At 70.7% G+C, this 22,750-nt stretch carries 20 protein-coding genes and 1 pseudogene; 10 read left to right on the top strand and 11 right to left on the bottom strand.

The window, feature by feature from the left end:
* Positions 1-24: 24 nt before the first annotated feature.
* Both ACZ4Z4_RS21200 and ACZ4Z4_RS21195 read right to left on the bottom strand, forming a co-directional pair.
* A complete protein-coding gene (locus ACZ4Z4_RS21200; RefSeq protein ID WP_468329211.1) occupies positions 25-873 on the bottom strand; it encodes an ABC transporter permease in 849 nt (282 codons plus the stop codon).
* Positions 870-1,880: an ATP-binding cassette domain-containing protein gene (locus tag ACZ4Z4_RS21195; protein ID WP_468329208.1), complete on the bottom strand. Its 1,011-nt coding sequence runs from the start codon at positions 1,878-1,880 to the stop codon at positions 870-872. Before ACZ4Z4_RS21195 ends, ACZ4Z4_RS21200 begins: the two co-directional genes overlap by 4 nt.
* Before the next feature lie 193 nt (positions 1,881-2,073).
* On the opposite strand from ACZ4Z4_RS21195, the gene ACZ4Z4_RS21190 reads away from it, so the two are divergent.
* Together ACZ4Z4_RS21190 and ACZ4Z4_RS21185 are read left to right on the top strand one after the other, a co-directional pair.
* Entirely contained in the window at positions 2,074-2,526 is a 453-nt protein-coding gene (locus ACZ4Z4_RS21190) for an SH3 domain-containing protein (RefSeq protein ID WP_468329205.1), read from the top strand.
* Positions 2,527-2,556: 30 nt separating this feature from the next.
* Positions 2,557-2,967 carry a hypothetical protein gene (locus ACZ4Z4_RS21185; RefSeq protein WP_468329202.1) on the top strand — a complete coding sequence of 137 codons (411 nt, stop codon included), beginning with the start codon at positions 2,557-2,559 and terminating at the stop codon, positions 2,965-2,967.
* On the opposite strand, the gene ACZ4Z4_RS21180 is transcribed toward ACZ4Z4_RS21185, so the two are convergent.
* Both ACZ4Z4_RS21180 and ACZ4Z4_RS21175 read right to left on the bottom strand, forming a co-directional pair.
* Positions 2,952-4,454 carry an MFS transporter gene (locus ACZ4Z4_RS21180; protein WP_468329199.1) on the bottom strand — a complete coding sequence of 501 codons (1,503 nt, stop codon included), beginning with the start codon at positions 4,452-4,454 and terminating at the stop codon, positions 2,952-2,954. The two genes, ACZ4Z4_RS21185 and ACZ4Z4_RS21180, sit on opposite strands and share 16 nt — an antisense overlap.
* Entirely contained in the window at positions 4,454-5,728 is a 1,275-nt protein-coding gene (locus tag ACZ4Z4_RS21175; RefSeq protein ID WP_468329196.1) for an SGNH/GDSL hydrolase family protein, read from the bottom strand. Before ACZ4Z4_RS21175 ends, ACZ4Z4_RS21180 begins: the two co-directional genes overlap by 1 nt.
* Before the next feature lie 175 nt (positions 5,729-5,903).
* Between ACZ4Z4_RS21175 and ACZ4Z4_RS21170 the strand changes: the two genes are divergently transcribed.
* On the top strand, positions 5,904-6,812 hold the full coding sequence (locus ACZ4Z4_RS21170; RefSeq protein ID WP_468329193.1) for a LysR family transcriptional regulator: 909 nt from the start codon (positions 5,904-5,906) through the stop codon (positions 6,810-6,812).
* A gap of 23 nt (positions 6,813-6,835) precedes the next feature.
* Here ACZ4Z4_RS21170 and ACZ4Z4_RS21165 read toward each other — a convergent pair whose 3' ends face one another.
* From ACZ4Z4_RS21165 to ACZ4Z4_RS21145, 5 genes are all read right to left on the bottom strand, one after another.
* Positions 6,836-7,288 (bottom strand): DUF7144 family membrane protein, encoded by a 453-nt coding sequence (locus ACZ4Z4_RS21165; protein ID WP_468329190.1) that lies wholly within the window; start codon positions 7,286-7,288, stop codon positions 6,836-6,838.
* Positions 7,289-7,407: 119 nt separating this feature from the next.
* Complete coding sequence (locus ACZ4Z4_RS21160) at positions 7,408-8,388, bottom strand: SGNH/GDSL hydrolase family protein (protein ID WP_468329187.1); 981 nt, start codon at positions 8,386-8,388, stop codon at positions 7,408-7,410.
* 126 nt (positions 8,389-8,514) lie between these two features.
* Positions 8,515-8,880, bottom strand: coding sequence for a PH domain-containing protein (locus ACZ4Z4_RS21155; RefSeq protein WP_362988047.1), 366 nt, complete (start codon positions 8,878-8,880; stop codon positions 8,515-8,517).
* A gap of 117 nt (positions 8,881-8,997) precedes the next feature.
* Positions 8,998-10,749, bottom strand: a complete 1,752-nt coding sequence (locus ACZ4Z4_RS21150) for a serine/threonine-protein kinase (protein WP_468329183.1) — start codon at positions 10,747-10,749, stop codon at positions 8,998-9,000.
* A 42-nt stretch (positions 10,750-10,791) separates the two neighbouring features.
* Positions 10,792-14,250, bottom strand: coding sequence for an AfsR/SARP family transcriptional regulator (locus ACZ4Z4_RS21145; protein ID WP_468329180.1), 3,459 nt, complete (start codon positions 14,248-14,250; stop codon positions 10,792-10,794).
* Positions 14,251-14,488: 238 nt separating this feature from the next.
* Here ACZ4Z4_RS21145 and ACZ4Z4_RS21140 point away from each other — a divergent pair, with 238 nt between their 5' ends.
* Both ACZ4Z4_RS21140 and ACZ4Z4_RS21135 read left to right on the top strand, forming a co-directional pair.
* Positions 14,489-14,974, top strand: a complete 486-nt coding sequence (locus ACZ4Z4_RS21140; RefSeq protein ID WP_468329177.1) for an SDR family NAD(P)-dependent oxidoreductase — start codon at positions 14,489-14,491, stop codon at positions 14,972-14,974.
* Between the two features lie 15 nt (positions 14,975-14,989).
* The gene (locus ACZ4Z4_RS21135; RefSeq protein WP_468329174.1) at positions 14,990-16,255 is read left to right on the top strand and encodes an MFS transporter; all 1,266 of its coding nucleotides are present in this window, start codon (positions 14,990-14,992) and stop codon (positions 16,253-16,255) included.
* Between the two features lie 82 nt (positions 16,256-16,337).
* Here ACZ4Z4_RS21135 and ACZ4Z4_RS21130 read toward each other — a convergent pair whose 3' ends face one another.
* Positions 16,338-17,099, bottom strand: a complete 762-nt coding sequence (locus tag ACZ4Z4_RS21130; protein WP_468329171.1) for an NAD(P)H-dependent oxidoreductase — start codon at positions 17,097-17,099, stop codon at positions 16,338-16,340.
* 140 nt (positions 17,100-17,239) lie between these two features.
* Here ACZ4Z4_RS21130 and ACZ4Z4_RS21125 point away from each other — a divergent pair, with 140 nt between their 5' ends.
* Complete coding sequence (locus ACZ4Z4_RS21125) at positions 17,240-18,118, top strand: MmyB family transcriptional regulator (RefSeq protein ID WP_468329168.1); 879 nt, start codon at positions 17,240-17,242, stop codon at positions 18,116-18,118.
* 26 nt (positions 18,119-18,144) lie between these two features.
* Here the strand turns inward: ACZ4Z4_RS21125 and ACZ4Z4_RS21120 are convergent, their stop codons facing one another.
* Positions 18,145-18,837, bottom strand: coding sequence for a DUF4232 domain-containing protein (locus ACZ4Z4_RS21120; protein ID WP_468329165.1), 693 nt, complete (start codon positions 18,835-18,837; stop codon positions 18,145-18,147).
* A 337-nt stretch (positions 18,838-19,174) separates the two neighbouring features.
* Here ACZ4Z4_RS21120 and ACZ4Z4_RS21115 point away from each other — a divergent pair.
* From ACZ4Z4_RS21115 to ACZ4Z4_RS21100, 4 genes and pseudogenes are all read left to right on the top strand, one after another.
* A pseudogene (locus tag ACZ4Z4_RS21115) lies at positions 19,175-19,888 on the top strand (hypothetical protein); the annotation flags it as partial.
* Between the two features lie 128 nt (positions 19,889-20,016).
* Positions 20,017-20,361: a DUF6247 family protein gene (locus ACZ4Z4_RS21110; RefSeq protein ID WP_468329162.1), complete on the top strand. Its 345-nt coding sequence runs from the start codon at positions 20,017-20,019 to the stop codon at positions 20,359-20,361.
* The gene (locus ACZ4Z4_RS21105) at positions 20,358-20,684 is read left to right on the top strand and encodes a hypothetical protein (RefSeq protein ID WP_468329159.1); all 327 of its coding nucleotides are present in this window, start codon (positions 20,358-20,360) and stop codon (positions 20,682-20,684) included. Before ACZ4Z4_RS21110 ends, ACZ4Z4_RS21105 begins: the two co-directional genes overlap by 4 nt.
* Positions 20,685-21,151: 467 nt before the next feature.
* The gene (locus ACZ4Z4_RS21100) at positions 21,152-22,450 is read left to right on the top strand and encodes a hypothetical protein (RefSeq protein ID WP_468329156.1); all 1,299 of its coding nucleotides are present in this window, start codon (positions 21,152-21,154) and stop codon (positions 22,448-22,450) included.
* The last annotated feature ends 300 nt before the right edge of the window (positions 22,451-22,750 follow it).

The raw sequence follows: 22,750 nt of genomic DNA, 5'->3' as shown, positions 1-22,750 counted from the left end.
CGACTGCATATGGGGCAACAGGGTCTACTTACGGTTGTACAGACGCATCGTCACCGGACCGAACACCGCCACCAGGAGCAGCGCCCAGCCGAACGTCCACGCCAGCTCCGTCGTCGCCGACGTGCCGTCCATCAGGGCGCGCACCGCCGAGGAGACATGGGTGATGGGGTTGTTGTTGACGAAGGCCTGGAGCCAGCCCGGCATCGTCTCGGGCTTCACGAAGATGTCGCTGAGGAACGTCAGCGGGAAGATCACCATCATGCTGACGCCCATCACCGACTTCTCGGTGCGCAGCAGCAGCCCGAACATTGTCCAGATCCACGAGAACGCGAAGGAGAAGACGAGCAGGACCGCGATGCCCGCCACGACGCCGACGAAGCCGCCGTCCGGGCGGTACCCCATGACGAGGCCGACGGTCAGGATCACCACGGACGCGATGGCGTAGCGCAGGGCGTCGCCCAGGAGGTAACCGACCATCACCGAGGGCCGCCAGATCGGCAGCGTACGGAACCGGTCGAAGACGCCCTTCTCGATGTCGGTGTTGACCGAGACGCCCGTGTACATCGTGATCATGACGACGGACATCACGAGGATGCCCGGCAGCAGGTACTGGACGTACTCCCGCGGCGACCCGGCCAGCGCGCCCCCGAAGAGGTACGTGTACATCAGCACCATCATGATCGGGAACGCCGTGACGTCGAAGAGCTGCTCCGGCACGTGCTTGATCTTGAGGATGGCGCGCCAACCGAAGGTCAGGCAGGCGGAGAGCGCGGTCGGCCTGGGCGGGCGCTCGGTGGCGATCAGGAGCTCGGCGAGGGACTCGGTCCTGACGGGCGCGAGCTCCTGCGTCTCGGTGGGGGCCGGGGCGCTCATGCCGTGGCCTCTTCCTTCAGCTCGGTCGAAACGGCTCCGGACCCGGCGTCCGCGCCGGTCAGGGCGAGGAACACCTCGTCGAGGCTGGGCTGCCCCAGCGAGAAGTTGTCGACGGTGATGCCGGCGAGGGCCAGCTCGGCCAGCGCCCGCGAGGCCTGCTCGGCCGCGCCGCTGCCGTGCCGCCCGCCGTGGGTGCCGACCCGGGCCGTCAGCGCCACCGGGTCGGGCTCCAGCTGGACCTGCGCGTCGAGCGCCGCGCCGAGTAGCCGGGCCGCCTCGTCGCGCCGCGCGGCCTCCCGCAGCCGCACATGCACCGAGCCCGCGCCGACCGACGCCTTGAGCTCGCCCTTGGTGCCCTCCGCGATGACCTTGCCCTTGTCGATGACGGCGATACGGGCCGCCAACTGGTCGGCCTCGTCGAGGTACTGCGTGGTCAGCAGGACCGTCGTGCCGTGGCCGACGACCGCGCGCACGATGTCCCAGACCTGGTTGCGGGAGCGCGGGTCGAGGCCCGTCGTCGGCTCGTCCAGGAAGAGCAGGTCGGGGGTGTTCAGGATGGACGCGGCGATGTCGATGCGGCGCCGCATGCCGCCCGAGTAGTTCTTCACCTGCCGGGCCGCCGCGTCCGTCAGGCCGAACGCTTCGAGGAGCTGCCCGGCCCGGTCGCGCGCCGCCTTCCTGCTGTGCCCGGTGAGACGGCCGAGCAGGACCAGGTTCTCCATGCCGGTCAGGTCCTCGTCGACCGACGCGTACTGCCCGGTGAGGCTGACGCGGCTGCGTACGGCATCCGCCTCGCGCACCACGTCGTGGCCGAAGACGTGCGCCTCGCCCCCGTCCGGGCGCAGCAGGGTGGCGAGCATCTTGACCGCCGTGGTCTTGCCCGCGCCGTTCGGCCCGAGCACGCCGTAGACCGTGCCGGCCGGGACGGTGAGGTCGATGCCGTCGACCGCGCGGTTGTCACCGAAGGTCTTCACCAGACCCGCGGTCTCGATGGCCATGCCGCTCATGTCCGCCCGCCTTCTCGCCTGGGGTTCCGCGACGCCTGCTCGCCCGGGTTCCGCGAGGGGGTGCCGCGAAGGAGTGTCGTAGGGGCAGACCGGGTCCGCCCCGGAAAGTCATCGGTTTCCAGGCTAGGTCCGTCTCCGGTGGAGCGCTGGGCCGATCGGGTGTTTCCTGGTTGAGGGGGCGAGGAGGCTGATCATGCGAATCGCTCTGTGCCTGGGGGCGGCCTGCGCGGCGGCCGTACTGACCGCGGGAACCGCCGCCACCGCCACGGCCACTACTTCTGTAAGTCCCGCATCCGTGAGTCCCGAATCCGTACGTCCCGCCCACAACGACGACAGCGTCATCTGGGGCACCGTCGTCTCCGGCCCCGACCTGAAGGTCAGGGACGAGCCGAGCACCCGCGGCACGGTTCTCGCGAAGCTGCCGCCCGGCAGCGAGGACCGCGTGAAGTGTGCGGTGAAGGGCACCACCGTCCACGGTGACCCGCGCTGGTACTGGCTGGAGGGCGTCCGCGGCTGGGTGAGCGCGGCGTACGTCGACACCGACGGCCGGCACGTGCCGCGCTGCCCGTCGTCCGAGGACCCGTGCCCCAAGTGGCGTGAGCACCGGGACTGCGACCACGACCCGTGCGCGTACCGCGACCACTGACCTACGGCCCGTGCAGAGAAGGGAACCGTCATGGCACACACCGCACCCGCCCCACCCGTCCGCACCCCGTCCGGCGGCGCACGGGCGGCGTCCGCGACCCCCGCCACCCGCTGGGCGGCCCTCGCCCTGCTCGCGGGGATCGTCTACGGCCTCTGGGCCTGCGCGATCCGGCGCGACGGCGGGCCGATCACCACCGGGAACGTCATGCTCGGGGTGGTGACCGGCCTGCTCTTCGCCGCCCTGATGTTCGCCCTGCACCGGGTGGCGTCCGCGCTCCCGCGCGAACCGCGCGCGCTGTCGTGGGCGGCGTTCGCGGGGATCGCGTTCGGCTTCCTCTTCAGTCTGGGCGGGGCGAGTGTGCTGCGGTCCACCGTGATGGCGCTGGTGGTCGCGGCGGGAGTCTTCGCGGTGACGTTCTACCGCTACTACACCACCGAGTGAGCGCGCCCCGCCCGGTTCTGCCCGCGCCCGGCCCCGCGCTTCAGCCGGTACGCCGCGAACAGTGAACCGGCGAGCACCAGCAGGGAGTTGACGAGGACGGCACCCGTCACGCCGGACAGCACGGCGTCGGGCGCCGCCCCCGTTCCCGTGCCCGCCTCCGCCCCCGCGCCCGCCCCCGTCCGAGCCGCCATGACCGCGCTCATCACCGGGATGCCGAGGGTGATGCCGACCTGCTGGGTCATGGTCGCGAGACCGGTCGCGAGGCCCTGCTCGGAGTCGGCGACACCCGACGTCGCGGTCACCATGAAGCCGACGATGAGCACCATGTTGCCGACGCCCCCGACGAACGTGGCGGCCAGCAGCAGGTACAGCCAGCCGCCGGACGTCCCGAGGGCGACCAGGGACAGGGTGGCGGCTGCCTGCACCGCGCCCCCGCCGAGGATCGCCGCCCGCCCGCCGAACCGGCTCACCGCCCGCCCGCCGAGCAGCCCCCCGGCCACCGTGCCGAGGCCGAGGACGCCGAAGGCCAGACCCGTGGCGAGCGCCGAGTACCCGAGGACCTCCTGGAGGTAGAGCGTCAGGAGGAAGACGAGCGAGGTCTCCGTGGCGAAGGCGATCAGCCCCGCCGTGTTGCCCCAGACGACCGTGCGGCGCCGCATGATGCGGACGGGCACGAGCGGCGCGGGCGAGCGCTTCTCCACGAACCAGAAGGCGGTGAGCAGGGCCGCGCCCGCGACGAGCGCGGTGAGCGCGACGGGGTCGCTCCACCCGCTCCCGCCCGCCCGCGTGAGCCCGTGGACGAGCGCGAGGAGTCCGCCGGTGACGGTGACCGCGCCGGGCACGTCGAGCCGGTGCCGGCAGACGATGCGCGACTCGGTGAGGAGGGCCGGGGCGAGGGCGACGACGGCGGCGGCGACCGGCACGTTGATGAAGAACGCCCAGCGCCAGGAGAGCAGTTCGGTGAGGAGCCCGCCGAGGACGGCACCGGTGGTGAAGCCCGCCGACATCAGCGCTCCGTTGAGGCCGAGCGCCCGGTCCCGCAGCGGCCCCTCGCGGAAGGCCGTGGTGAGCAGGGCGAGCCCCGCCGGGGTGACCGCGGCGGTCGCCAGGCCTTGCAGGACCCGGGCGGTGAGCAGGACCTCCGGTGTGGTGGCGAGGCCCCCCAGGGCCGAGGAGAGCCCGAGGAGCGCCATGCCCCCGACGAACAGCCGCTTCCGTCCGAACAGGTCCGCGACGCGCCCGAAGAGGAGCGTGAAGCCGGCCGCGGCGAGCGCGAAGGCCGTGGAGATCCATTGGAGGCGGGCGAGGGAGAAGCCGAGCCCCTCCCCGACGACGGGGAGGGCGACGTTGAGGATGGAGAAGTCGACGGCGACCATGAACTGGGAGCCGAGGAGGAGGGTGAGGAGGAGCTTCTGGCGGCGGGTCATGCGGACCGTATCCGTGCGCTCGGCTGTCGTTGCCGGTGCCGGTGTCTCGGCGGTGCTCATCACAGCGTCTTCAGATCCACCGCGCGGGCCATGGCCCGGTAACCGGCGTCGTTCGGGTGCAGGTGGTCGCCGCTGTCGTACGCGGGCGCGATCCGCTCCGGGTCCTGCGGGTCGGCGAGGGCCTTGTCGAAGTCGATGTACGCGTCGTACTCGCCGGACGTCCGCACCCACCGGTTGAACTCGTCGCTCACGGCGGCCGCGCGCTCGCCGTAGTGGTCGGAGCCGCCGAGCGGGAGCAGGGTGGCGCCGACGATCCTGACCCCCTTGGCACGGGCCTGCCGTATCAACGCGCGGTGTCCGTCGATGAGTTCGCGGGCGGAGACGACGGGCGCCGGCTTGTAGGTGGGTTTGTCGGTCTCGCTGAAGCCGATGTCGTTGAGGCCTTCGAGGACGACGACCGTGCCGACGCCGGGAAGGTCGAGGGCGTCCCGTGCGAAGCGGTTGGTGCTCTTCTCGCCGTACCAGGCCGAGTCGTTGAGGACCATGTTGCCGCCGATGCCGGCGTTGAGGACGGGCCTCTGCCGCCCGGCCCCGTCGAGGCGTTCGGCGAGGGCGTCGGACCAGCGGCGGTCGCGGTCGGTGGAGGAGGCGAAGCCGTCGGTGATGGAGTCGCCGAAGAGGACGATGCCGTCGCGCCGCTGCCGTTGCTCGCCGTCGACGTCCACGCCCGCGAGGTAGTACCAGGACTCGGTCGACTCGTCGAAGGCCCGGCCCGCGGTGTCGGCGGTGTGGTCGCCGTCCGCGCGGTAACTGGTCGCGAAGGACTGGGCGTGGAAGGTGGCGGGTCCTGTCGTGCCCGCGAGGTGCAGGGTGACGGTGACGGATTCGAAGGGGTCGAGCTCCAACCCGGCCGCGTCACTGGACAGTTGGCCTCGCGCCGGAATGCTGACGGACCGCTTGCCGTCGAACGTGAGGCGTCTGACCGAGCCCTTCTCGACCGACGCCCCCTTCTCCGTACGGGCGATGGTGGCACTCGCGATCCGCAGCGGCGAGGTTCCGTAGGCGTTGGAGAGCCGGATGCGGGCCCGGTCGCCGCCCTCGGTGACGCGGACGACCTGGCGCAGGGTCTGGCCGTCGAAGCCCGCCTCCGACCAGTTGGGCTCGAAGCCGGTGCTGGGGCGCTGGGGGGCGGCGGCCCAGGCGGCTGTCCACGACGAGGCGGCGGCGGGGCGCTCGGGGGACGCCTCGGCGCCGGTCACGGCGAGGCCGACGGTCAGGGCGAGCGCGGCGGCGGTGGCGGTGACGGCGAGGGACGTGCGGGCACGCGAAATCATTGAAAGCTCCTGCTGGTTGAGGGGGAGGGGCCCGCTCGGCGGGCCGCCGTCCTGACATCTCAAAGATCCGCCGAACGCGATCGACCATCAACGGCGATCCGTGAAACGATCGACGCGCTCAGGCTTATCGATGCAGGTCACAGTGGGTATAACGATGAAGTAGCGGGGGCACGCGGTGGAGCGGCAAGAGCTGGAGACCTTCCTGACCCTGGCGGAGGAGCTGCACTTCGGCCGCACGGCCGAGCGCCTGCTGCTCTCCCAGGCCCGGGTCAGCCAGACGCTGAAGAAGCTGGAGCGCAAGATCGGCGCCCCGCTCTTCGAGCGGACGAGCCGTGTGGTGCGGATGTCCCCGCTGGGCCGTCAGCTGTACGAGGACCTGGCGCCCCTCCACGCCCGCATGGAGGCGGCCGTGGCACGCGCCAAGGACACGGCGCGCGGCGTCGAAGGCGAGCTGAACGTCGGCTTCCTCGGCTCGGGCGCGGGCACGCTGACGGGCCCGATCCTGGCGATGTTCCGCGAGCGCTGCCCGCACGTCGAGGTGCGGATGCGGGAGACCCAGTTCCAGGATCCGCTGGGCGCGCTGCGCGGCGGCGAGGTCGACCTGCTCTTCACGTGCCTGCCGGTCGAGGAGCCGGACCTGACGGTCGGCCCGGTCGTCATCAACGAACCGCGCATGCTGGCGATGCCGCTCGGCCACCCGCTCGCCGGCCGCACGTCGGTCTCCCTTGAGGAGCTGGCGGGCGAGACGTTCTTCGGCGTCGTGAACGGCGCGCCCGCGTACTGGTGGGACTTCCACGTGCCGCCGCGCACGCCGAGCGGCCGCGAGATCCACCGCGGCCGGGCCGTCGCGTCCTTCCAGGAGCTGATGACCCTCGTCGCGACGGGCCAGGGCATCTCACCGGTCGTCGCGTCCGTGGAGAAGTACTACGCGCGGCCCGACGTCACCTTCGTACCCCTGCGGGACGTGCCGTCCGCGGACGTGGCGCTGATCCACCGCACGGCGGCCGTCGGCGCCCGCACGGCGGCATTCATCCGTGCGGTGGGCGACGCGGTCGCGGCGAACGGTGGACCGGCGCGGTACTGAGGGCGGGACGGGCGCATGGCTCCTCAGGGCCCGGCGACGTCCGAGCGGTCGTTGCACAGCGCCCAGATGACGAAGACGCCGATCGCGATCGAGATGAGCGCCCAGATCGGGGTGTACGGCAGCCACAGGAACTGCGCCACGATGGCCAGCGCGGCCAGCGCGACGCCGCTGGCCTTCGCCCAGCTCGCGCCCTTGAGGATGCCCCAGCCGACGACGGCCACGAGGATGCCGAGCACCAGGTGGATCCAGCCCCACGCGGTGAGGTTGAACTTGTAGACGTAATCGCCGATGCGCTCGTAGACGTCGTCCTTGGCGATGCCCGCGACGCCCTCGAGGATGCCGTTCACCATCATCAGGACACCGGCGAACATGGTGCCGCCCGCGGCCCAGCCGCTCTCCGAGGTCCGGTGCGGCGCATGCGGCTCGTGCGTCTGCGGTCCGTGGCCGGGCTGGTGCGGCGCGCTCGCGCTGCTCATGGCCACCACCCCCTCGTCTCTCTGCTCGGGTCTCAGGGACTCACAGCCTGTGACGTCGTGAGGGGAGGGGCGAGCGGGGCTGGGCCGAACGGGTGAGGGGGGTTTCCGCTACGACGTGCTCAGGAGGCGGCGGCCACGACGCGCGTGATCTCCGCCGTCATCCGCCGGATGCCCGGCGACCGCACCGGGCACGGCCGTGACCTGGCCGTGGTCGGCGCCAGGCAGAAGTGCAGGAAGTCGTCGCCGCGGTGCATGGCCGCGCGGCCACTGCCCGGCTCCGTGCAGTACGCCGGATTCCGCTTCTCGTACGCCGTGCACGGCAGCTTCTCGACCCACGTGTAACGGCCCGACGCCGGACTGACCGTCCGCCCCGCGTCGGCGACGAGCCCGCCCGACGCCTTCGCCTGCGCCCGGTAGATGGCGTTGACGCGCCGCACACGGTCGGGCGTCATCGCGTCGGGCCCTTGCAGCACCCACACGACGCGGGTCCGGCCGCCCCCGGCGGCGGCGTCGATCTGCGCGGCGAGCCGCCGCGCGTCGGCCGCGTACCGGTCGAGGTACTTCGCGCGCTGCCCGTCGTACGTGATGCCGTCCATGCACGGCGTATAACCCCAGGCGTTGCCCCAGAACTGGAGGACGACATAGTCGGGCCGCTCGGCCCGCACCAGCGCGGCCGCCTTGTCCTTGTCGGGTACGAGGGAGTCCTTGCCGGTCCCTTCGAGATAGTCGCAGAGGGTGGTGCCGGAGTACGGGGCACTGCGATAGCGGGCGCGGAGGCCGTCGCGGAGCTGGGCGCCGAGGACTTTCTGGTTCTCCATGGCGAGGGAGTCCCCGAGGTAGAGAACCTTGGGGGCGCGCGAGGGATCGGGGTTGCGCGGGTCGCGCGAGTCGCGCGGGCCCTTCGACGGAGGTTCTTCCGCCGCGCGCTGCCGTGCTGTGGTGGAGGGCGGCGAAGGCTCCCGGGGCGCCGCGGCGCCGGGCGGCGCTTCCGGCACGTCGGCCGGTGCCGCGCCACCGGAACCGGAGTCCGATCCGGGGTCGCCGCACGCGCCCAACAGCAGCGCGCCGGCCAGCACCCCCGCGCTCCACAGCTTCCGCATGCGGCAACTCCCGCCCCAGTCAGCCGAAACGGCCACCAGGCAAGCACACGCCGGGCGGCGAGGGAAGGCATCGGCACGCCAACCCCCGACCGCCCACCGCCGGCGGGCATGCCTGCCGAGTGAGACCTACCGCGCCACGAACTGCGTCAGAATCGCCTGCACCTCGTAGATGTCGACGCCCTTCGTGAACGTCTTCTGGAGCGGCGTCGGGTTTCCGGAGATCCAGATCTTCAGCTCGGCGTCGAGGTCGAAGTGCCCCGCCGTCTCCACCGCGAAGTGCGTGATGCTGCGGTACGGCACCGAGTGGTACTCGACCTTCTTGCCGGTGATCCCCTGCTTGTCGACCATGATCAGCCGACGGTCGGTGAACAGCATGGTGTCGCGTATCAGCGTGTACGCGGCGTGCACCTGCTCCCCGTGCCCCAGCAGCCGCGCGTAGTCGCTCTGCGCCTTCGCCGGATCGACGGTGTGCGCGTTTCCGAACAGTGCCATGTCAGGCCCCCCACTCAACTTCGATGGACCGCCACTGTATAGGGGGTGTGGTCTGCGGGGTCGAAGGTATGTACGAGTCTCGGCACTGTTCGGTCGGTGCGTCACTTGCTCAGTCCGTCACTTGCGGGCGGTGAACCCCGTGCAGTCGATGCTGGAGTAGTCGTCGGGCGCCTCGACCACGTGGAACTCGACCGCCCAGTCACCCGGGTCGTTGGCCGTCGGAATGGCCTTCTTCTCGCCCACCTGCGGTATCCAGGACGCGAAGTCGTCCGGGTAGGTGGCGGTCTTCCAGTCGTCGGGTTCCTGCCCGCCGTACAGGTCGACGGGCTTGCTCGCGTACCCCATGGCCCGGTTCTCGGTGAGGAGGCCCGCCACGGGACGGCCCGTGTCGGGGTCGATGTCGTGCGGGGGTTTGACGGTCACGGACACGTAGTACTTCTTGGCCTTGCCGGCCTTGTCGCGCGACGAGCTGAAGGCGTACTTGTCGCGGAAACGGATCTCCACGGTGCCGTCCCGGCCGGGCTCGACGGAACGCTGGAAACCGGTCGGCCCGCGCACCTCGGAGGGCACGTTGCAGGCCCCTTCCGCGGAGTCCCAGAAGACGCGGCTGATGCGGTCGGCGTCGATGCGGGAGGGGGCGTGGGGGTCATCGGCACGGCCGGACCCTTCCGCTCCGCTGGACCCGCCGGACGTATCCGTATCCCCGGACGCCTGATCACCCTTGCCGGACCCCGACCCGGACTCCTGCCCTTCCCTCCCGCTCTCGTTCCGGCCCTCGCCGTCCGGCAGCAGCTGGACGGTGACGAGGGTGAGTGCGACGGCGACCGCCGCGGCGGCCGTGGCGATCGCGGCGAGCTTGAGCCGGTGCGGCTTCCGGCGCGGGGGCGGGGCCGCGGGCTGCGTGGGGAAGTGGGCGAGCACTTCCGGAGAGGGGGAGGGTGCAAAAGTGGGTGTGGGTGTGGGTGTGGGTGCGGGTGTGACCCCCGTGCGGCCCACCGGCCCTGGGCCCGTCTCCGGCCCCGCCCCCGCGCCCGCGAGGCCCGCGTACGCCGGGTCGTCCACCAGCGCGGACCGTACGGCGCACCGCTCGATCACCTCCGCCGAAGTCGGCCGGTCACCGGGCGACTTGGCGACGCACGCCTCGATCAGGGCCGCGAGCTCCGGCTCGACGTCGGCCAGGTCGACCGGCTCGTGCACGGCCCGGTAGCTCACTCCGGCCGCCGCGCCCGCACCGAACGGCGGACGTCCCGTGGCCGCGTACGCCAACGTCGCGCCCAGCGCGAACACATCGGCCGCGGAGCCCACTTCATTGCGCAGCAGCACTTCCGGCGCGGTGTACCCGGGCGTGCCCGGAGCCAGACCGGTGTCGGTCAGCGCCGTGTGCCCGTCCCCGCGCGCGATGCCGAAGTCGATGAGCTGCGGTCCCTGTCCGCCGAGGATGACGTTCTGCGGTTTCAGGTCGCGGTGGGTGATGCCGTACGCGTGCACGGCGGCGAGCCCCTCGGCCAGCGCGGCGAACAGCTTGCGGCAGGTGTCGGCGGGGAACGGCCCGCGCTCGGCGACGGCGGCGCCGAGCGTCGGCCCCTTCACGTACTCGGTGGCGAGCCAGTAAGGGGCCGCGTCGAGCGACGCGTCGATCAACTGGGCGGTGTACGCGCTGCGGACGACCCGTACGGTCTCCACCTCGCGCCGGAACCGCGCGAGGGCCTCCGGGTGATCGGTGATCTCATCCTTGATCACTTTGATGGCCACGAGCCGGCCACCGGGCGACCGCCCGAGGTAAACCTGCCCCATGCCGCCCGCGCCAAGGCGCGCGACAAGGGTGTGCCGACCGATCGACTGCGGGTCCTGAGGCCTGAGCGCTTCCACGGCACAAGGGTGCCGCACGCGCCGGATGATCTCTACGGGTCTCTATGGGCATCTATGGGTCGGCCGAATCGACGACGATCGGCAGATCGGCAGATCGGCGCTGTCGAGCCGCCCACCGCGGGCGAACGCCGCGACGAAGGCCGCCTCGTCCAGGACGGCCCGCACCGCGGCCGTGATCCGGTCGACGTCACCGCGTTCGGCGGGCGGGAGGGGCGCCCCCACGCTTCTGCGGGCCGCGTCCGCCGCGCCCAGCAGCAGGGCGGCGCGCTCCGGCGCACCCGAGACGGCCGCCGCGCCCGCCAGGCCCTCCAGGGAGAGGGCGACGGCGCGCGGTTCGGCGAGCAGTCGGGCGGTCCGGAGGCCGTGGAGGTGGTGGGCCTCGGCGCCGGCCCCGTCCCCGCGCAGCTCGGCGATGAAGCCCAGCTCGGCGTGGTGCAGGTGATCACCGGCCAGGGAGGACACGTCGGCGTGGCGGTCGCGGATGCGCCGCAGATACGTCTCGGCCGCGGCGAGGTCACCGACGCGGCGCGCCCCGAGGGCGAGCCCCATCTCGGCGTGGATCTCCCCGTACCGGTAGCCGTACGCGACGGCCAACCTCCTGGCCTCCTCGTGCAGTTCGCGGGCCCGCGACCAGTCGCGGGTGAGCAGGGCCAGCCGCCCGAGGCCGGAGAGCCGCGCGGCGACCTCGGCCTGGAGCCCGAGCTCGCGGGCGATGCGGAGGCCCTCCTCCTGGCGGCGGACGGCTTCGGCGTAGTCGCCCCGGATCTCGGCGAGCGCGGCGAGGGGAGTGACGGCCTGCAACTCGCCCCAGCGGTCCCCTGTCTCCCCGAACAGCTGGGCCGCGCGCAGCCCGTCGTCCTCGACGGTGTCGAGCTCTCCGCGGATCAGCGCGTGCATGGCGCGCAGGCCGAGCGCGGCGGCGGTGACCCACGCTCCGTCGCCCTCTCCGCCCTCGTCGGCGATGGTGAGTACCCGGGCGTTGACGTCCTCGCTCGCCAGGGGATCGCCCGCGCTGAAGAGGCCGTAGGCGTAGAGCCAGAGGGTGCGGGCGCGGCTGCCGAGAGGGTCGTGACCACCGCCCTCTCTCTCCCCGGTGAGCAGAGCGAACGCGGCTCGCAGCAAGCGCAGTTCACCCACCGCGGCCAGCTCACCCGCCTCACCCCCCTCACCCGCGACATCCAACACAGCGGAGAGCGCACGCCGCCCCTCGCTCAGCCGTCCGCGCAACAGCCACCACCAGGAGAGGGCAACCCCGAGCCGCACGGCGTCATCGGCCTCATCGGCCTCATCAGCCTCATCGGCGTCCTCGGCGCCCCGGGCGGAGGCCTTCCGGACCGCCTCCTCCAACGCCCCGCGGAGGTTCGCCGCCTCGGCGTCGAGGAGGTCGAGCCACACGCGCTGCTCGCTCCCGCGAAGGTACGGCTCGGCGCGTTCGGCGAGGTCCAGGTAGTGGCGCAGATGACGCTCGCGTACGGCGCCGAGATCCTCCATCTCGCGCAACCGCTCCATGGCGTACGCGGAGACGGACTCCAGGAGCCGGTAGCGCGGGCCCGTCCCGGCAGGCCCCGGCGCCACGACGACCAGGGAGCGGTCGACGAGGCGGGTCACCAGGTCCAGGACCTCGTCAGGGGTCACGCCGTCACCCGCGCACACCGCCTCCGCCGCGTCCAGCGTGCAGCCGTCGCGGTGCACGGCCAGGCGGCGCAGGACGATGCGTTCGGGCGCGCTGAGCAGCTCCCAGCTCCAGTCGATCATCGCCCGCAGGGTCTGCTGGCGGGCCGGGGCGCCGCGCTGTCCCGAGGTCAGCAGCCGGAACCGGTCGCCGAGTCGGTCGGCCAACTCCCGTACGCCGAGGGCGCGTACGCGAGTGGCGGCGAGTTCGAGGGCGAGCGGGATGCCGTCGAGACGGCGGCAGATCTCCGCGACGGCCGCCTCGTCGGCGCCGCCGCGACCGAGGTCGAACCCGGGCGCCGAGGCACGGGCGCGGGCCACGAACAGATTGACCGCGTCGGCGGCGGGCAGCGGCTCCACCAGGAACACGGCCTCACCGGTGAGGCCCAACGGCTCCTGACTGGTGACCAACACGCGCAGCCCCGGCGCGGCACGCAGCAACGCGTCGGTGAGCTGGGCGGCTGCTTCAACGACCTGCTCGCAGTTGTCGAGGACGAGCAGCATCCGGCGGTCGCGCAGCGCGGCGGCGAGTCGGTCGGTGGGGGGCGGAGGCTCGGCCGCGCCGCCCCCGGGCGAACCGGAGCCCGGCGGCCCCGACGGCATGTCGTCCCGGAGGCCGAGGACACCGGCCACGGCGTGGGCGAGATCGGCGACACCGCTTCCGCCCGGCAATCCGGCGAGCTCGACGAGCCAGACGCCGTCGGGAAAGGCGGCGCTCCCCTCCTCCGGGCCTGCCCACCGGCCCGCGACCTCCACCGCGAGCCGCGTCTTGCCGACGCCCCCGGCCCCGGTAAGCGTCACAAGCCGCCCACCGACGACCAGCTTCCCCGCCTCCTCGGTGGCCCGCTCGCGGCCCACGAGTGGGGTGAGGGGGGCGGGGAGGTTGGTACGGGGGCGGGTGGGGTCGCTGGGGGGTGGGGCTGCGGGTGACGGTTTCGGGGTGGGGACGGGGTTGGAGCCGGTACCGGGGTCCGGGGCGGGGCCGGTACTGGGGTCCGGGGCGGGGCCGGTACCGGGGCCAGGGACGAGGCCGATACCGGGGCCAGGGGCGAGGCCGAGGCCGGGGTCCGGGTCGGAACCCAGGGCTACCCCCACCCCCAACTCCTGCCGCAATATCGCCTCGTGCAGGGAGACCAACTCGGGACTGGGATCGATACCCAGCTGCTCCGACAGCTGCCGCCGTAGCGCCGCGTACGACGCGAGGGCCTCGCTCTGGCGCCCCGCCAGGTACAGCGCGCGCATCTGCACGGCCCGCAGCCGTTCCCGAAGCGGGTGCCGCGCGACCAGGTCCGCCAACTCACCCGTGAGCAGCGTGTGATCGCCCACCGCGAGACGCGCCTCGGCCTGTTCCTCCACCACGGCGAGGCGCTGCTCGGCGAGCCGGTCGGCTGCCCCTCGTACGAACGGCTCGTCGGCGAGATCGGCGTAAGCGGGCCCGCGCCACAACTCAAGGGCTCGCGTCAGTACTTCGATCCGCGCACGCGCGTCCGGCAACCCACTCGCCTCCCCGACGAGCGCGCGGAACCGGTCCGCGTCCACCTCGTCGCCGGCCGCCACATCCACACGCAGCCGGTAACCAGGCGCCTGGTGCACCACGCGGTCACGCCCGAGGGCGCGGCGCAGCTGCGAGACCTTGGCCTGAAGCGCGTTGGCCGGATTGCGCGGCGGCGCGTCGCCCCACAGGTCGTCGATGAGCCGGCCGGTGGAGACCGGCCGCCCTTCGTGCACGAGAAGGTCGGCGAGAAGCGCCCTGACCTTCGCCTCGGGGACCTTGACCGGCTCCCCGTCGCCGTCCCACACCGCCAGTGGACCCAGCACCCCGAACCGCATGTGGATCACCGTACACACCGTTTTCCGGCCCCGGCCGGGACGGACGACGGTCACGGTTCACCGGCGCCCGCCCGCACGACAACCCGCCGGCACACCCCATCAGCGCCCCATCAGCACCCCCGCAGCACCCCCGCAGCACTCCCTCAGCACTTCCTCAGTACTCCCGAAGCGCCCACGAGCACAGTCGTCCCCGTCAGCAAGCAGCGCACCCACAACAGCAGCAGGACGGGAGAAGCGGATGCCCAAGTACGCAGGCACGAAAGCCGTGGTCATCGGCGGCGCCACAGGTCTCGGCCTGGCGATCGCGAAGCGTCTCGTCGAGGGCGGCGCCGAGGTCCTGGTGACCGGCGGCCCAGGGACGGACCTCGCCGAGACGGCGGCAGAGGTGGGCCCCTGCGCCCACGTCATCCGCTCCCCGACGCCACCCCCGCAGCCACCCCCGCCGGCCTCCACCGCCCTCGTCTCCACCGCCCTCGCCTCCACCATCCAGGAACGCCTGGGCGGCATCGACCTCCTCTTCATCCACGCCGACGACGGCCTCCCCGCACCACCCGCACCCGAACTGCTCCGGCTCCTGCGGGAGGACGGCTCGGTCGTCCTCACCGGCAGCGAGGCCGATGACCCGACGGCCAACTCCCTGGCCTCCCTGACCCGTGGTCGAGCCCCGGCCGACGAAACGGCAGCCGTAGCGCTCCACCTGGCATCGAAATCCCCCACGTACTGAAAGGCCCCACACCCCATGCGCACAACAGAATCCACCCCCGCTTCCGCCCCCACGCCCAACCCCACACCCGCGCACCCCCAAGAGCAGACCCAGCAGAGACAGCAACTCCCCCTCCTCGCCCTCCTCGCCCTGGCCACCGCCGTTTTCATCACCAGCCTCACCGAGACGCTGCCCGCGGGCCTGCTGCCCGCGATGAGCGCCGACCTCGGCGTCAGCGAGTCGGCGACCGGACAGACCGTCACCATCTACGCGATCGGCACCGCGCTCACCGCGATACCGCTGACCGCCGCCACCGCGGGCTGGCGGCGCAAGCGGCTGCTGCTGACGGCGATGGCGGGCTTCGCCGCCGCCAACACCGTCACCGCGCTCTCGACGAACTACCCCCTCACGATGACGGCCCGTTTCGTCGCCGGTGTCGCCGCGGGACTGGCTTGGGCGCTGCTCGCCGGTTACGCCCGCCGCATGGCACCGCCCCACCTCCAGGGCAAGGCGATCGCCATCGCCATGGCGGGCATCCCGGTCGCGCTGTCGCTGGGAGTGCCCGCCGGTACGTACCTGGGCGGGCTGCTCAGCTGGCAGGCGTCCTTCCTCGTCATGACCGGCCTCACCCTGGGCCTGCTGGCCTGGATCGCCGCGCTCGTCCCCGACTACCCGGGACGGGAGCGACAGCCGGGACGGGAGAAGCAGGAGGACGGCGGCGCCGGTACGCCGATGCTGCACGCCCTACGCGTCCCCGGCGTGACCCCGGTCCTCTCCGTCACCCTCGTCTTCGTCCTGGCACACACCGTCCTCTACACCTACATCGCGGCGTTCCTGGACGAACTCGGCATGGGCGGTTCGACGGACGGCATCCTGCTCGTCTTCGGTGCGGCATCGCTGCTCAGCATCTGGCTCGTGGGCACGCTGATCCACCGCAGGCTGCGCGCACTGACGCTGGCGAGCGTGCTCCTGGTCGGCGTGGCGGCGGCGCTGCTGGCCGTCTTCTCCGACATCCCGGCACTCGTATACGTCGCCGTGACGCTGTGGGGCCTGGGCTGGGGCGGCGCCCCGACTCTCCTCCAGACCGCCGCGGGCGACGCGGCCGGCGAGGCGGCGGACGCGGCCCAGGCCATGCTCGTCACCCTCTGGAACGTGGCCATGGCGGGCGGCGGCGTCTTCGGCGGCATCCTGCTCGGCCTGGTCGGCACCTCGTCCTTCCCCTGGACGATCCTGCTGCTCCTGGCCCCGGTGCTGCTGGTGGTGGCAGCGTCCCGCAGGCACGGTTTCCCGACCCACTCCTGAAGACCAGACCACCCGCGCCGACGGACAGGGCAGTCGTGGACGCAGCGAACCGGACAGTCACGCACGAGAGCGAACCGGACAGTCACGCACGCACATGCAACGCGAGCCCCTCCGCGCCCGCCGCCTCCACCCCCGGCAACAGCCGCATGCCGTGGTCGTAGTCCCCGCCGACAAGGGTGCGATACGGGATGGGTACGTCGGTGAAGAGCCCGTCGAGCCGTGCCGCGTACGCCTCCCGAGCCGCCGCGAACCGCTCCTCGGTCACGTCGTTCGAGCCGTACACCGCGAACGGTTCGAGCGGCGCTATGCCGGTGAACCAGAGCAGCCCGTGCTGCAACGGATGCAGGACGTCCACGAGCCGGCCGTGGATGCCGCGGTCGGAGAACGACGACTCCCGGGCGCCGATGGTCACCGACACCAGGGCCCGCTTCCCCGGGAACACGCCTTCGCTGTACGGCGGCGGAACCGCGGGACCATAGGCGAACCCGGCGGTGAAGACCCGGTCGATCCAGCCCTTGAGGATCGCGGGCACCGAGAACCACCACAGCGGAAACTGAAGGACCAACGCGTCCGCCCAGCGCACCTTCTCCTGCTCGGCCGCGACGTCCGCGGACAGGCGCCCCCCGAGCGTGGCCTCCTCCGACGCACCCATGACCTGGAGCCGCCGCCCCCCGGGGTGGTCGGGGAAGTCGTCGGCGTCGACCGTCGCCTTCCACTTCATGGCGTACAGGTCGGAGAGCCGCACCTCGTGGCCCGCGGCGCGCAGGCGGTCGACGGCGAAGCGGGCGAGGGAGGCATTGAGCGAACGAGGCTCGGGATGGGCACTGACGACAAGAATCTTCATGCCGCCACGCTCTCCCGTACGCGAAGCAGCAACCAGCCCCCTCTCAGGTGAAGGAACCGGGTTCCTGGTACCGCGAGGACCACCTACCCCCCGTACGCCCACGCCCGCGTTCCGCAACCCAACTCACCCATACTTGCCCCATGGACACCGTGAGCGCGGCTGCCGCCCCCGCCCCCACCCTCGGCGAGTTCCTGCGTGCCCGCCGCGGCCGCGTCACACCGGAGAACATCGGGATCGACGGCGGCCCCCGCCGACGCGTCCGAGGGCTGCGCCGCGAGGAACTGGCCCAGCGCGCCGGCATCAGCGTCGACTACTACGTACGCCTCGAACAGGGCCGCGCCACCCAGCCGTCCCCCGAAGTACTCGGCGCCCTGGCCGAGGCACTCGGCCTCGACACGGCGGAGCGCAGCCACCTCGCCACTCTGGCAGCCCCCGAGCACACGCCCGTGCCGAGCGCCCGGGTCAGCCCTCTGCTGCGACAGATCCTGGACGCGATCCCCTGCTTCCCGGCCTTCGCGACGAACCACCGCCTGGACGTGGTGGCCTGGAACGCACTGGGCGCGGAACTACTAGGAGGCTTGGTAACTCACCCCGCCACGGACAACGCAACAGCTACATCCGAACGAACCCGCGACCCCAACAACGCCCGCTACCTCTTCCTCGACCCCGCATCCCGGGACGTATACCCCGAGTGGGAGGACCGGGCGGCGGAGGCGGTGGGCCAACTGCGGGTGGCCGCGGCCCGCTACCCGACCGACACGCGCCTGACGGCACTGATAGCCGAACTCGCCGCGCAAAGCATGGAGTTCACACGCATCTGGACAAGCGGCGAGGTGGTGATGTGCGCGGCGGGGCACAAACGGCTGCGGCACCCGGAGGCCGGGCTGCTCACCCTGGACTACGAGACGCTCCACGTGCCGGCCGCACCCGGCGAGACGGGACTGGTGGTCCACGTCTTCGGTGCGGGGGAAGGCACCGAAGAGGCGGCTGTCCTCGCCCGCCTCGCCGGGAGACTGTAGGGCCCGCGAGGGCCCGGACGACTCCCTCAGAAGTCGTCGGCGCCGTTGCGCAGCTGGTACGTCCAGTAGCCGGTCAGCGACTTCGCCGGGTCGACGGCGATGCCACCGCTGCCCGGCGCCGTGACGGCGGCCATGCCGCCACCGCCCTGAAGCGTCACGGAGAAGCCGGAGACGGGCTCGTTCTTCTCGTCGACACCGCCGTCCGACACCTTGACCAGCGCGTACGCGGGGGCGCCGGCCTTCAGGACGACGGGGGCGGCGGGCTTGCTCTTGGCGACGGCGGGCACGTTCTGCTTGTGGCTCTCCAGGAATTGGATCTCGGGGAAGCCGGTCATCTTGCAGCTGTGGCCCGAGGTGTTCTTCGCGGTCAGCACGATGTGGGTGTAGGGCGGGCCGCCGTGGCGGGCGGCGCTGATGTTGACGTCCTTGGTGGTGCAGACGGGGGTGGTGGCGGCGGCCTTGGCGGCACCGGAACCACCGGCGGCAACGGTGGCCTTGGCGCGGACGCCGCCCTTGGCGTCAGCACCACCCTTCGCGGACGGCCCCGACTTCGACGAGTCGTCCGACTTGGAGCTGCCGACCGAGACGGTGGTCGGGGTGGCGGCCGACCCGGCGGACTTGTCGTCGGAGTCGCCCCCGCCACAGGCGGTGAGGGAGAGGGCGAAGACGGCTGCGCCGGTGGCGGCGAGAACGGTGGTGCGGCTGCGGAACGTACGCATGGGATTTCCCCCGTGAATGAAACGTGAATACTGGCGCGACAGCTGCCCGGTCTGTGACAACCAGCGCCTGACCTGCTGACATCCCCAACTCTGCCCGCCCCCGCTAACGTCCCACTGCCGTCCCACTCACGCCCCACTGCCGCCCACCCGCCCTGCCTCCGCCCGGCGGGAAGGCCCCCGTGTTCGCCGAACAGGATGGGCACGCCAAACAGCATGGTGCGGAAAACACGGGGAACCGTCAGGCCGACCAACGCTCCGACGCCTGCGCCGGCGAACGGAGAAATATGCCTCGACTGGCCGACGCGAGGAAGCCGCGAGCACTTATGTGCCTGTACGGCAGGTGGTGGAGAACTGGGAACGGCTCATTCGCCAGGTCTGTCTCAGGCTCGGTGGCGAACTCGGACAGAAGGTGTTGCCGGTCCAACGACGCGCCAAGCGCGGAGCCGACCCCGAAGCTCGCCGGTCCGCGCCGGCGGATCAGCTATGCCTCGACGGAAAGCTGCAAGCGGAGCTACGCGTCGAGGGCGCCCCCGGCATCCTGGTGATCGCAGCGGACCTGCGCACCGGCAAGCTCCGCACGTCCGTCGAGATCCCAGCACCCGACCAGGGTTACCCCCTCACCTGGGTGAAGCGCTTGGTCCGCCGCCTCGCCGAAGCACCCGCCGACCTGCATATCGAGACGCTCGTGGAGGGTGAGGCAGGAGGGCCCCGGGGCACGCTGGAGCGGCTGCGCCCGGAGCCTGCGGACTTGCTCCCCAAGAACGGTGCCCAGATCACCGGCTTCCGCCTCTCCCTCTTCAAGGGCATGGGCAGCGGCCGCGGCAACGCCGAGACCGGCTTCATCCGCAGCGTCGACGATGCCGTACACCGCTTCTACGCCACGGTGGCCGCCAGCCTCGACGCCCCGGCAACGCGCCGACCCACGAGCGGCGCCCGCTCACCCAAAACGGCCGACACCTTGCCCCCGGATCCCCAGACTCCTCGCAGACAGGCCCCCACCCAGCCCCTCACTCCACCCCCTGCCGGAGCTGACCTGGCACTGACGGAGTGACCAAGGCACATGCCACAGGCCCAGGGCGCACGCCACGCCCTGTGCCGGTCCCGTACGAACCTCTGCGTGCTCCAGGCCACGGCGGTAGGCTCCAGAACCGACAAGGCGAGGGCGACGGAGGATGAAGCATGAGCACTGCTGCTGAAGACTCACCCGGCATCCCTCCCATGCCGGAGAGAACCCCAAAGGCACTCCGCGAAGCTATCGCTCAGCATGCTCCACAGTTGCTGACCGACTTCGACGCGCATTGGAATCGGGCGATCGCCGACACGTTCGACCTCGGTCCCGTACCGGCGTTCGTGGCTCGCTGGTGGGGTGAGTACGCCATCGCCCGTGACCCGCACCTCGACGCCCACCTGACCGACCTTGAGGCACGTGCCGCCGAAGCCACCGACCTCGCCGAAGCCAGGAAGCTCCTGGAGGAAGCGTCCAACATCCGCCACATGGCTGCCCGCACGGAGCCGGGCCGGTGAGCGACGACGCGTTCATGGGACCGCCCTGGCAGATGGACTGGGCCCTCAAGGCTCAAGCCGCCCGAGACGCCCTGCCCGAGCACGTACGGAAGATCGTCGACGCGGCCCGCGCCGAACTGGTGACGGCGAAGGACCCGTACTTTCGCGGCATCGACGCCGACGCCGAACTGCCTGCCACCATAAGAGTCGAGCCGGCACGCTCCTCCAGCCCCAAGGGCCCCCGCATCCTGTACTTCGACAACTACCGCGGTTGGCTCCGGTACATCTTCATGCACCGCGTGGACGACCCCCAGATCGTCGTCGAAGAGATCTTCTGGCAGTGACAGTGACCCGGTCGGTCAGCTGCCACGGCTCCCCGCTCAACATGGCACGCCCTGACGGCTCGCCCGGGGGCTCCAGGCTTTGCCACGGGTCTGGCACGCGACGATTGGGGATCTGCATAGCAAAAGGCCCAGGTCGATGACCTGGGCCTTCTTCGTGGAGCGGGTGACGAGAATCGAACTCGCACTCTCAGCTTGGGAAGCTCGGGTGATCTACGGGGAGTTGGGCGCCTGACCTGCAGGGGGAGCGGCCCGGCGGCACCTGACGGCGATGGCCTTTTACCCGCCGTTCCCCGTGGCTCCCCGCCCAACCTGGCACGGGTCTGGCACGGGGCCAAGCAACATCGCGGTTGCCTCCGAGCATCCTTGGACGGTCCACTCACGGCTCGGGCCTGCAGAGAACACTCAATTCTGCCACCTTCCCTGCTCCTTCCTGACAACATAGCTGCCTCACCTCAAGGGAGAAGATAATGGGTACAGCCACTTCGCCAGCGGTTAGCAGGGAAGCCCTCCTCAACGGCCTTCAGTTGGCTGTCCGCCGATTGTCGGCTATAGACGAGGGGTTCGCGATTCCAATTCCCGGCTACGACCAGAAAGGCGACGGTATTGCCGTCCTCGGCGAAAGCGAAATCGACACCGTAATCCAGAATCTCAGGACGCTCAAGTCCAACACCGAGAATTCTTTTATTTGGTCCAATAGTGCAGAATTCACGCTAGTCCCATTGAACCCGCATGGTCTCTTTGAGAGATACCTCGATGGAGTGGACTTCACAGGGCAGGGCGATAATCCTGTCACATACACGGTTGGATCTCCATCAAAGGAAGTCGTCGCCTACCTTCTTTGTGCTATTTCTGAAAAGCCCGAAATCGTTAAGCAGCCCAGGTGGACTATGCTGAGGAATCGGGTCAGGAAGATCGCCTTGCGTATGGGTGGAGAAAGCGATGGGCGCGTCTCGCTGCTGGAGTTGGTGGCCGAAGCCTTTTACACCGTAACCCTAAAAATTAAATCAACGCAAGGAGGATTGGACTATGAAAATCTAGCCAATTCCTTCCTGTTTCACGCCGCTTACAACATGGATCTCGCGGCACGCATTGGGCCAGACCCACTCTTCGCTCCGGGTAGAATCCAGAGAATCCGCAGACCATCCGGGGCGGAGTTTGATCCCCCTAGGCAGACCTATGGCTCAGACCTGGTGCAGCATTACCTCATGGGAGTTGCGGCAGAAATACCTTTGCTTGAATATCTTTCCTTTTATCACATCGCCGAGCATTATTTCGAGAAAGTGTTCAACGATGACCTGATTGAACAGGTGCGTAAGGGGATAACGGACCCCTCCTTCTCGGCTCGGCGCGCGAAGGATGTGCAAGCAATTATCCGCACTGTTAGCAAGGCGCAGCGTCAGGTGAAAGAGGAGGGTGGAGTAAACGAGCAGCGAGCTCTCCATCTGGTACTGGAGCGATTTGTCGACATCGGACGACTAGTGACCGACCTTGGCAATTACGACGGATATCTGGTCACCCACTACAGAGAGAATGGTGTTCCATTCGCTGGTGCTGGCAAGCTGGACCTGGCGCTTGCGGACGAAGAAGCGGTGCGATCGTCCATGGCGAAACGAATATATAAAGTACGCAATGCCTTGGTTCACGCCAAGGATGGTGACCTCCCTAAATATGCCCCCTTCGCGCATGATGATGAACTCGCAATGGAAATCCCCTTGATGCGATTCGCATCCGAGCAGATCATCATCGCCCACGGGAAAATTCTCTGATTTTGCCTGCGGTCGAATAAGGGTCTACTACTCCCGCCAACCACTCTCCCATCCCGTCCGCCGTCGACCCACACACGGTGGAGCGGGCGTGGTTCATGGCGTCCAGGTGGAGCGCGCCACTGTACGAACGACCTGGACGCCATGGGCCGCGTCTGCTCGGCTCTGCCTGGGTCGATGGTGGACGGGATGGGAGCCCCCCCCACGCTTGCCACGATGTGCCCGCGGCCGGGAACGGCGCCCCCTCCCCCCGGTGCTGGCCGATCCCCTGCCGGAGGCATGTCCTTGACCGTGGGCCGAAGT

This window comes from Streptomyces sp. NPDC030245 (genome assembly GCF_055572995.1).
Note: the sequence above shows the minus strand (reverse complement) of the source record. Positions and strands in the feature narration are given on the sequence as shown.

What these genes read in the sequence shown, in the direction of transcription:
- ACZ4Z4_RS21175 (WP_468329196.1), bottom strand. Translation starts at nt 5,728, where the DNA reads ATGATTTCGCGTGCCCGCACGTCCCTCGCCGTCACCGCCACCGCCGCC.
- ACZ4Z4_RS21155 (WP_362988047.1), bottom strand. Translation starts at nt 8,880, where the DNA reads ATGGCACTGTTCGGAAACGCGCACACCGTCGATCCGGCGAAGGCGCAG.
- ACZ4Z4_RS21135 (WP_468329174.1), top strand. Translation starts at nt 14,990, where the DNA reads ATGCGCACAACAGAATCCACCCCCGCTTCCGCCCCCACGCCCAACCCC.
- ACZ4Z4_RS21125 (WP_468329168.1), top strand. Translation starts at nt 17,240, where the DNA reads ATGGACACCGTGAGCGCGGCTGCCGCCCCCGCCCCCACCCTCGGCGAG.
- ACZ4Z4_RS21165 (WP_468329190.1), bottom strand. Translation starts at nt 7,288, where the DNA reads ATGAGCAGCGCGAGCGCGCCGCACCAGCCCGGCCACGGACCGCAGACG.
- ACZ4Z4_RS21200 (WP_468329211.1), bottom strand. Translation starts at nt 873, where the DNA reads ATGAGCGCCCCGGCCCCCACCGAGACGCAGGAGCTCGCGCCCGTCAGG.
- ACZ4Z4_RS21145 (WP_468329180.1), bottom strand. Translation starts at nt 14,250, where the DNA reads ATGCGGTTCGGGGTGCTGGGTCCACTGGCGGTGTGGGACGGCGACGGG.
- ACZ4Z4_RS21160 (WP_468329187.1), bottom strand. Translation starts at nt 8,388, where the DNA reads ATGCGGAAGCTGTGGAGCGCGGGGGTGCTGGCCGGCGCGCTGCTGTTG.
- ACZ4Z4_RS21110 (WP_468329162.1), top strand. Translation starts at nt 20,017, where the DNA reads ATGAGCACTGCTGCTGAAGACTCACCCGGCATCCCTCCCATGCCGGAG.
- ACZ4Z4_RS21185 (WP_468329202.1), top strand. Translation starts at nt 2,557, where the DNA reads ATGGCACACACCGCACCCGCCCCACCCGTCCGCACCCCGTCCGGCGGC.
- ACZ4Z4_RS21180 (WP_468329199.1), bottom strand. Translation starts at nt 4,454, where the DNA reads ATGAGCACCGCCGAGACACCGGCACCGGCAACGACAGCCGAGCGCACG.
- ACZ4Z4_RS21190 (WP_468329205.1), top strand. Translation starts at nt 2,074, where the DNA reads ATGCGAATCGCTCTGTGCCTGGGGGCGGCCTGCGCGGCGGCCGTACTG.
- ACZ4Z4_RS21195 (WP_468329208.1), bottom strand. Translation starts at nt 1,880, where the DNA reads ATGAGCGGCATGGCCATCGAGACCGCGGGTCTGGTGAAGACCTTCGGT.
- ACZ4Z4_RS21130 (WP_468329171.1), bottom strand. Translation starts at nt 17,099, where the DNA reads ATGAAGATTCTTGTCGTCAGTGCCCATCCCGAGCCTCGTTCGCTCAAT.
- ACZ4Z4_RS21140 (WP_468329177.1), top strand. Translation starts at nt 14,489, where the DNA reads ATGCCCAAGTACGCAGGCACGAAAGCCGTGGTCATCGGCGGCGCCACA.
- ACZ4Z4_RS21100 (WP_468329156.1), top strand. Translation starts at nt 21,152, where the DNA reads ATGGGTACAGCCACTTCGCCAGCGGTTAGCAGGGAAGCCCTCCTCAAC.
- ACZ4Z4_RS21120 (WP_468329165.1), bottom strand. Translation starts at nt 18,837, where the DNA reads ATGCGTACGTTCCGCAGCCGCACCACCGTTCTCGCCGCCACCGGCGCA.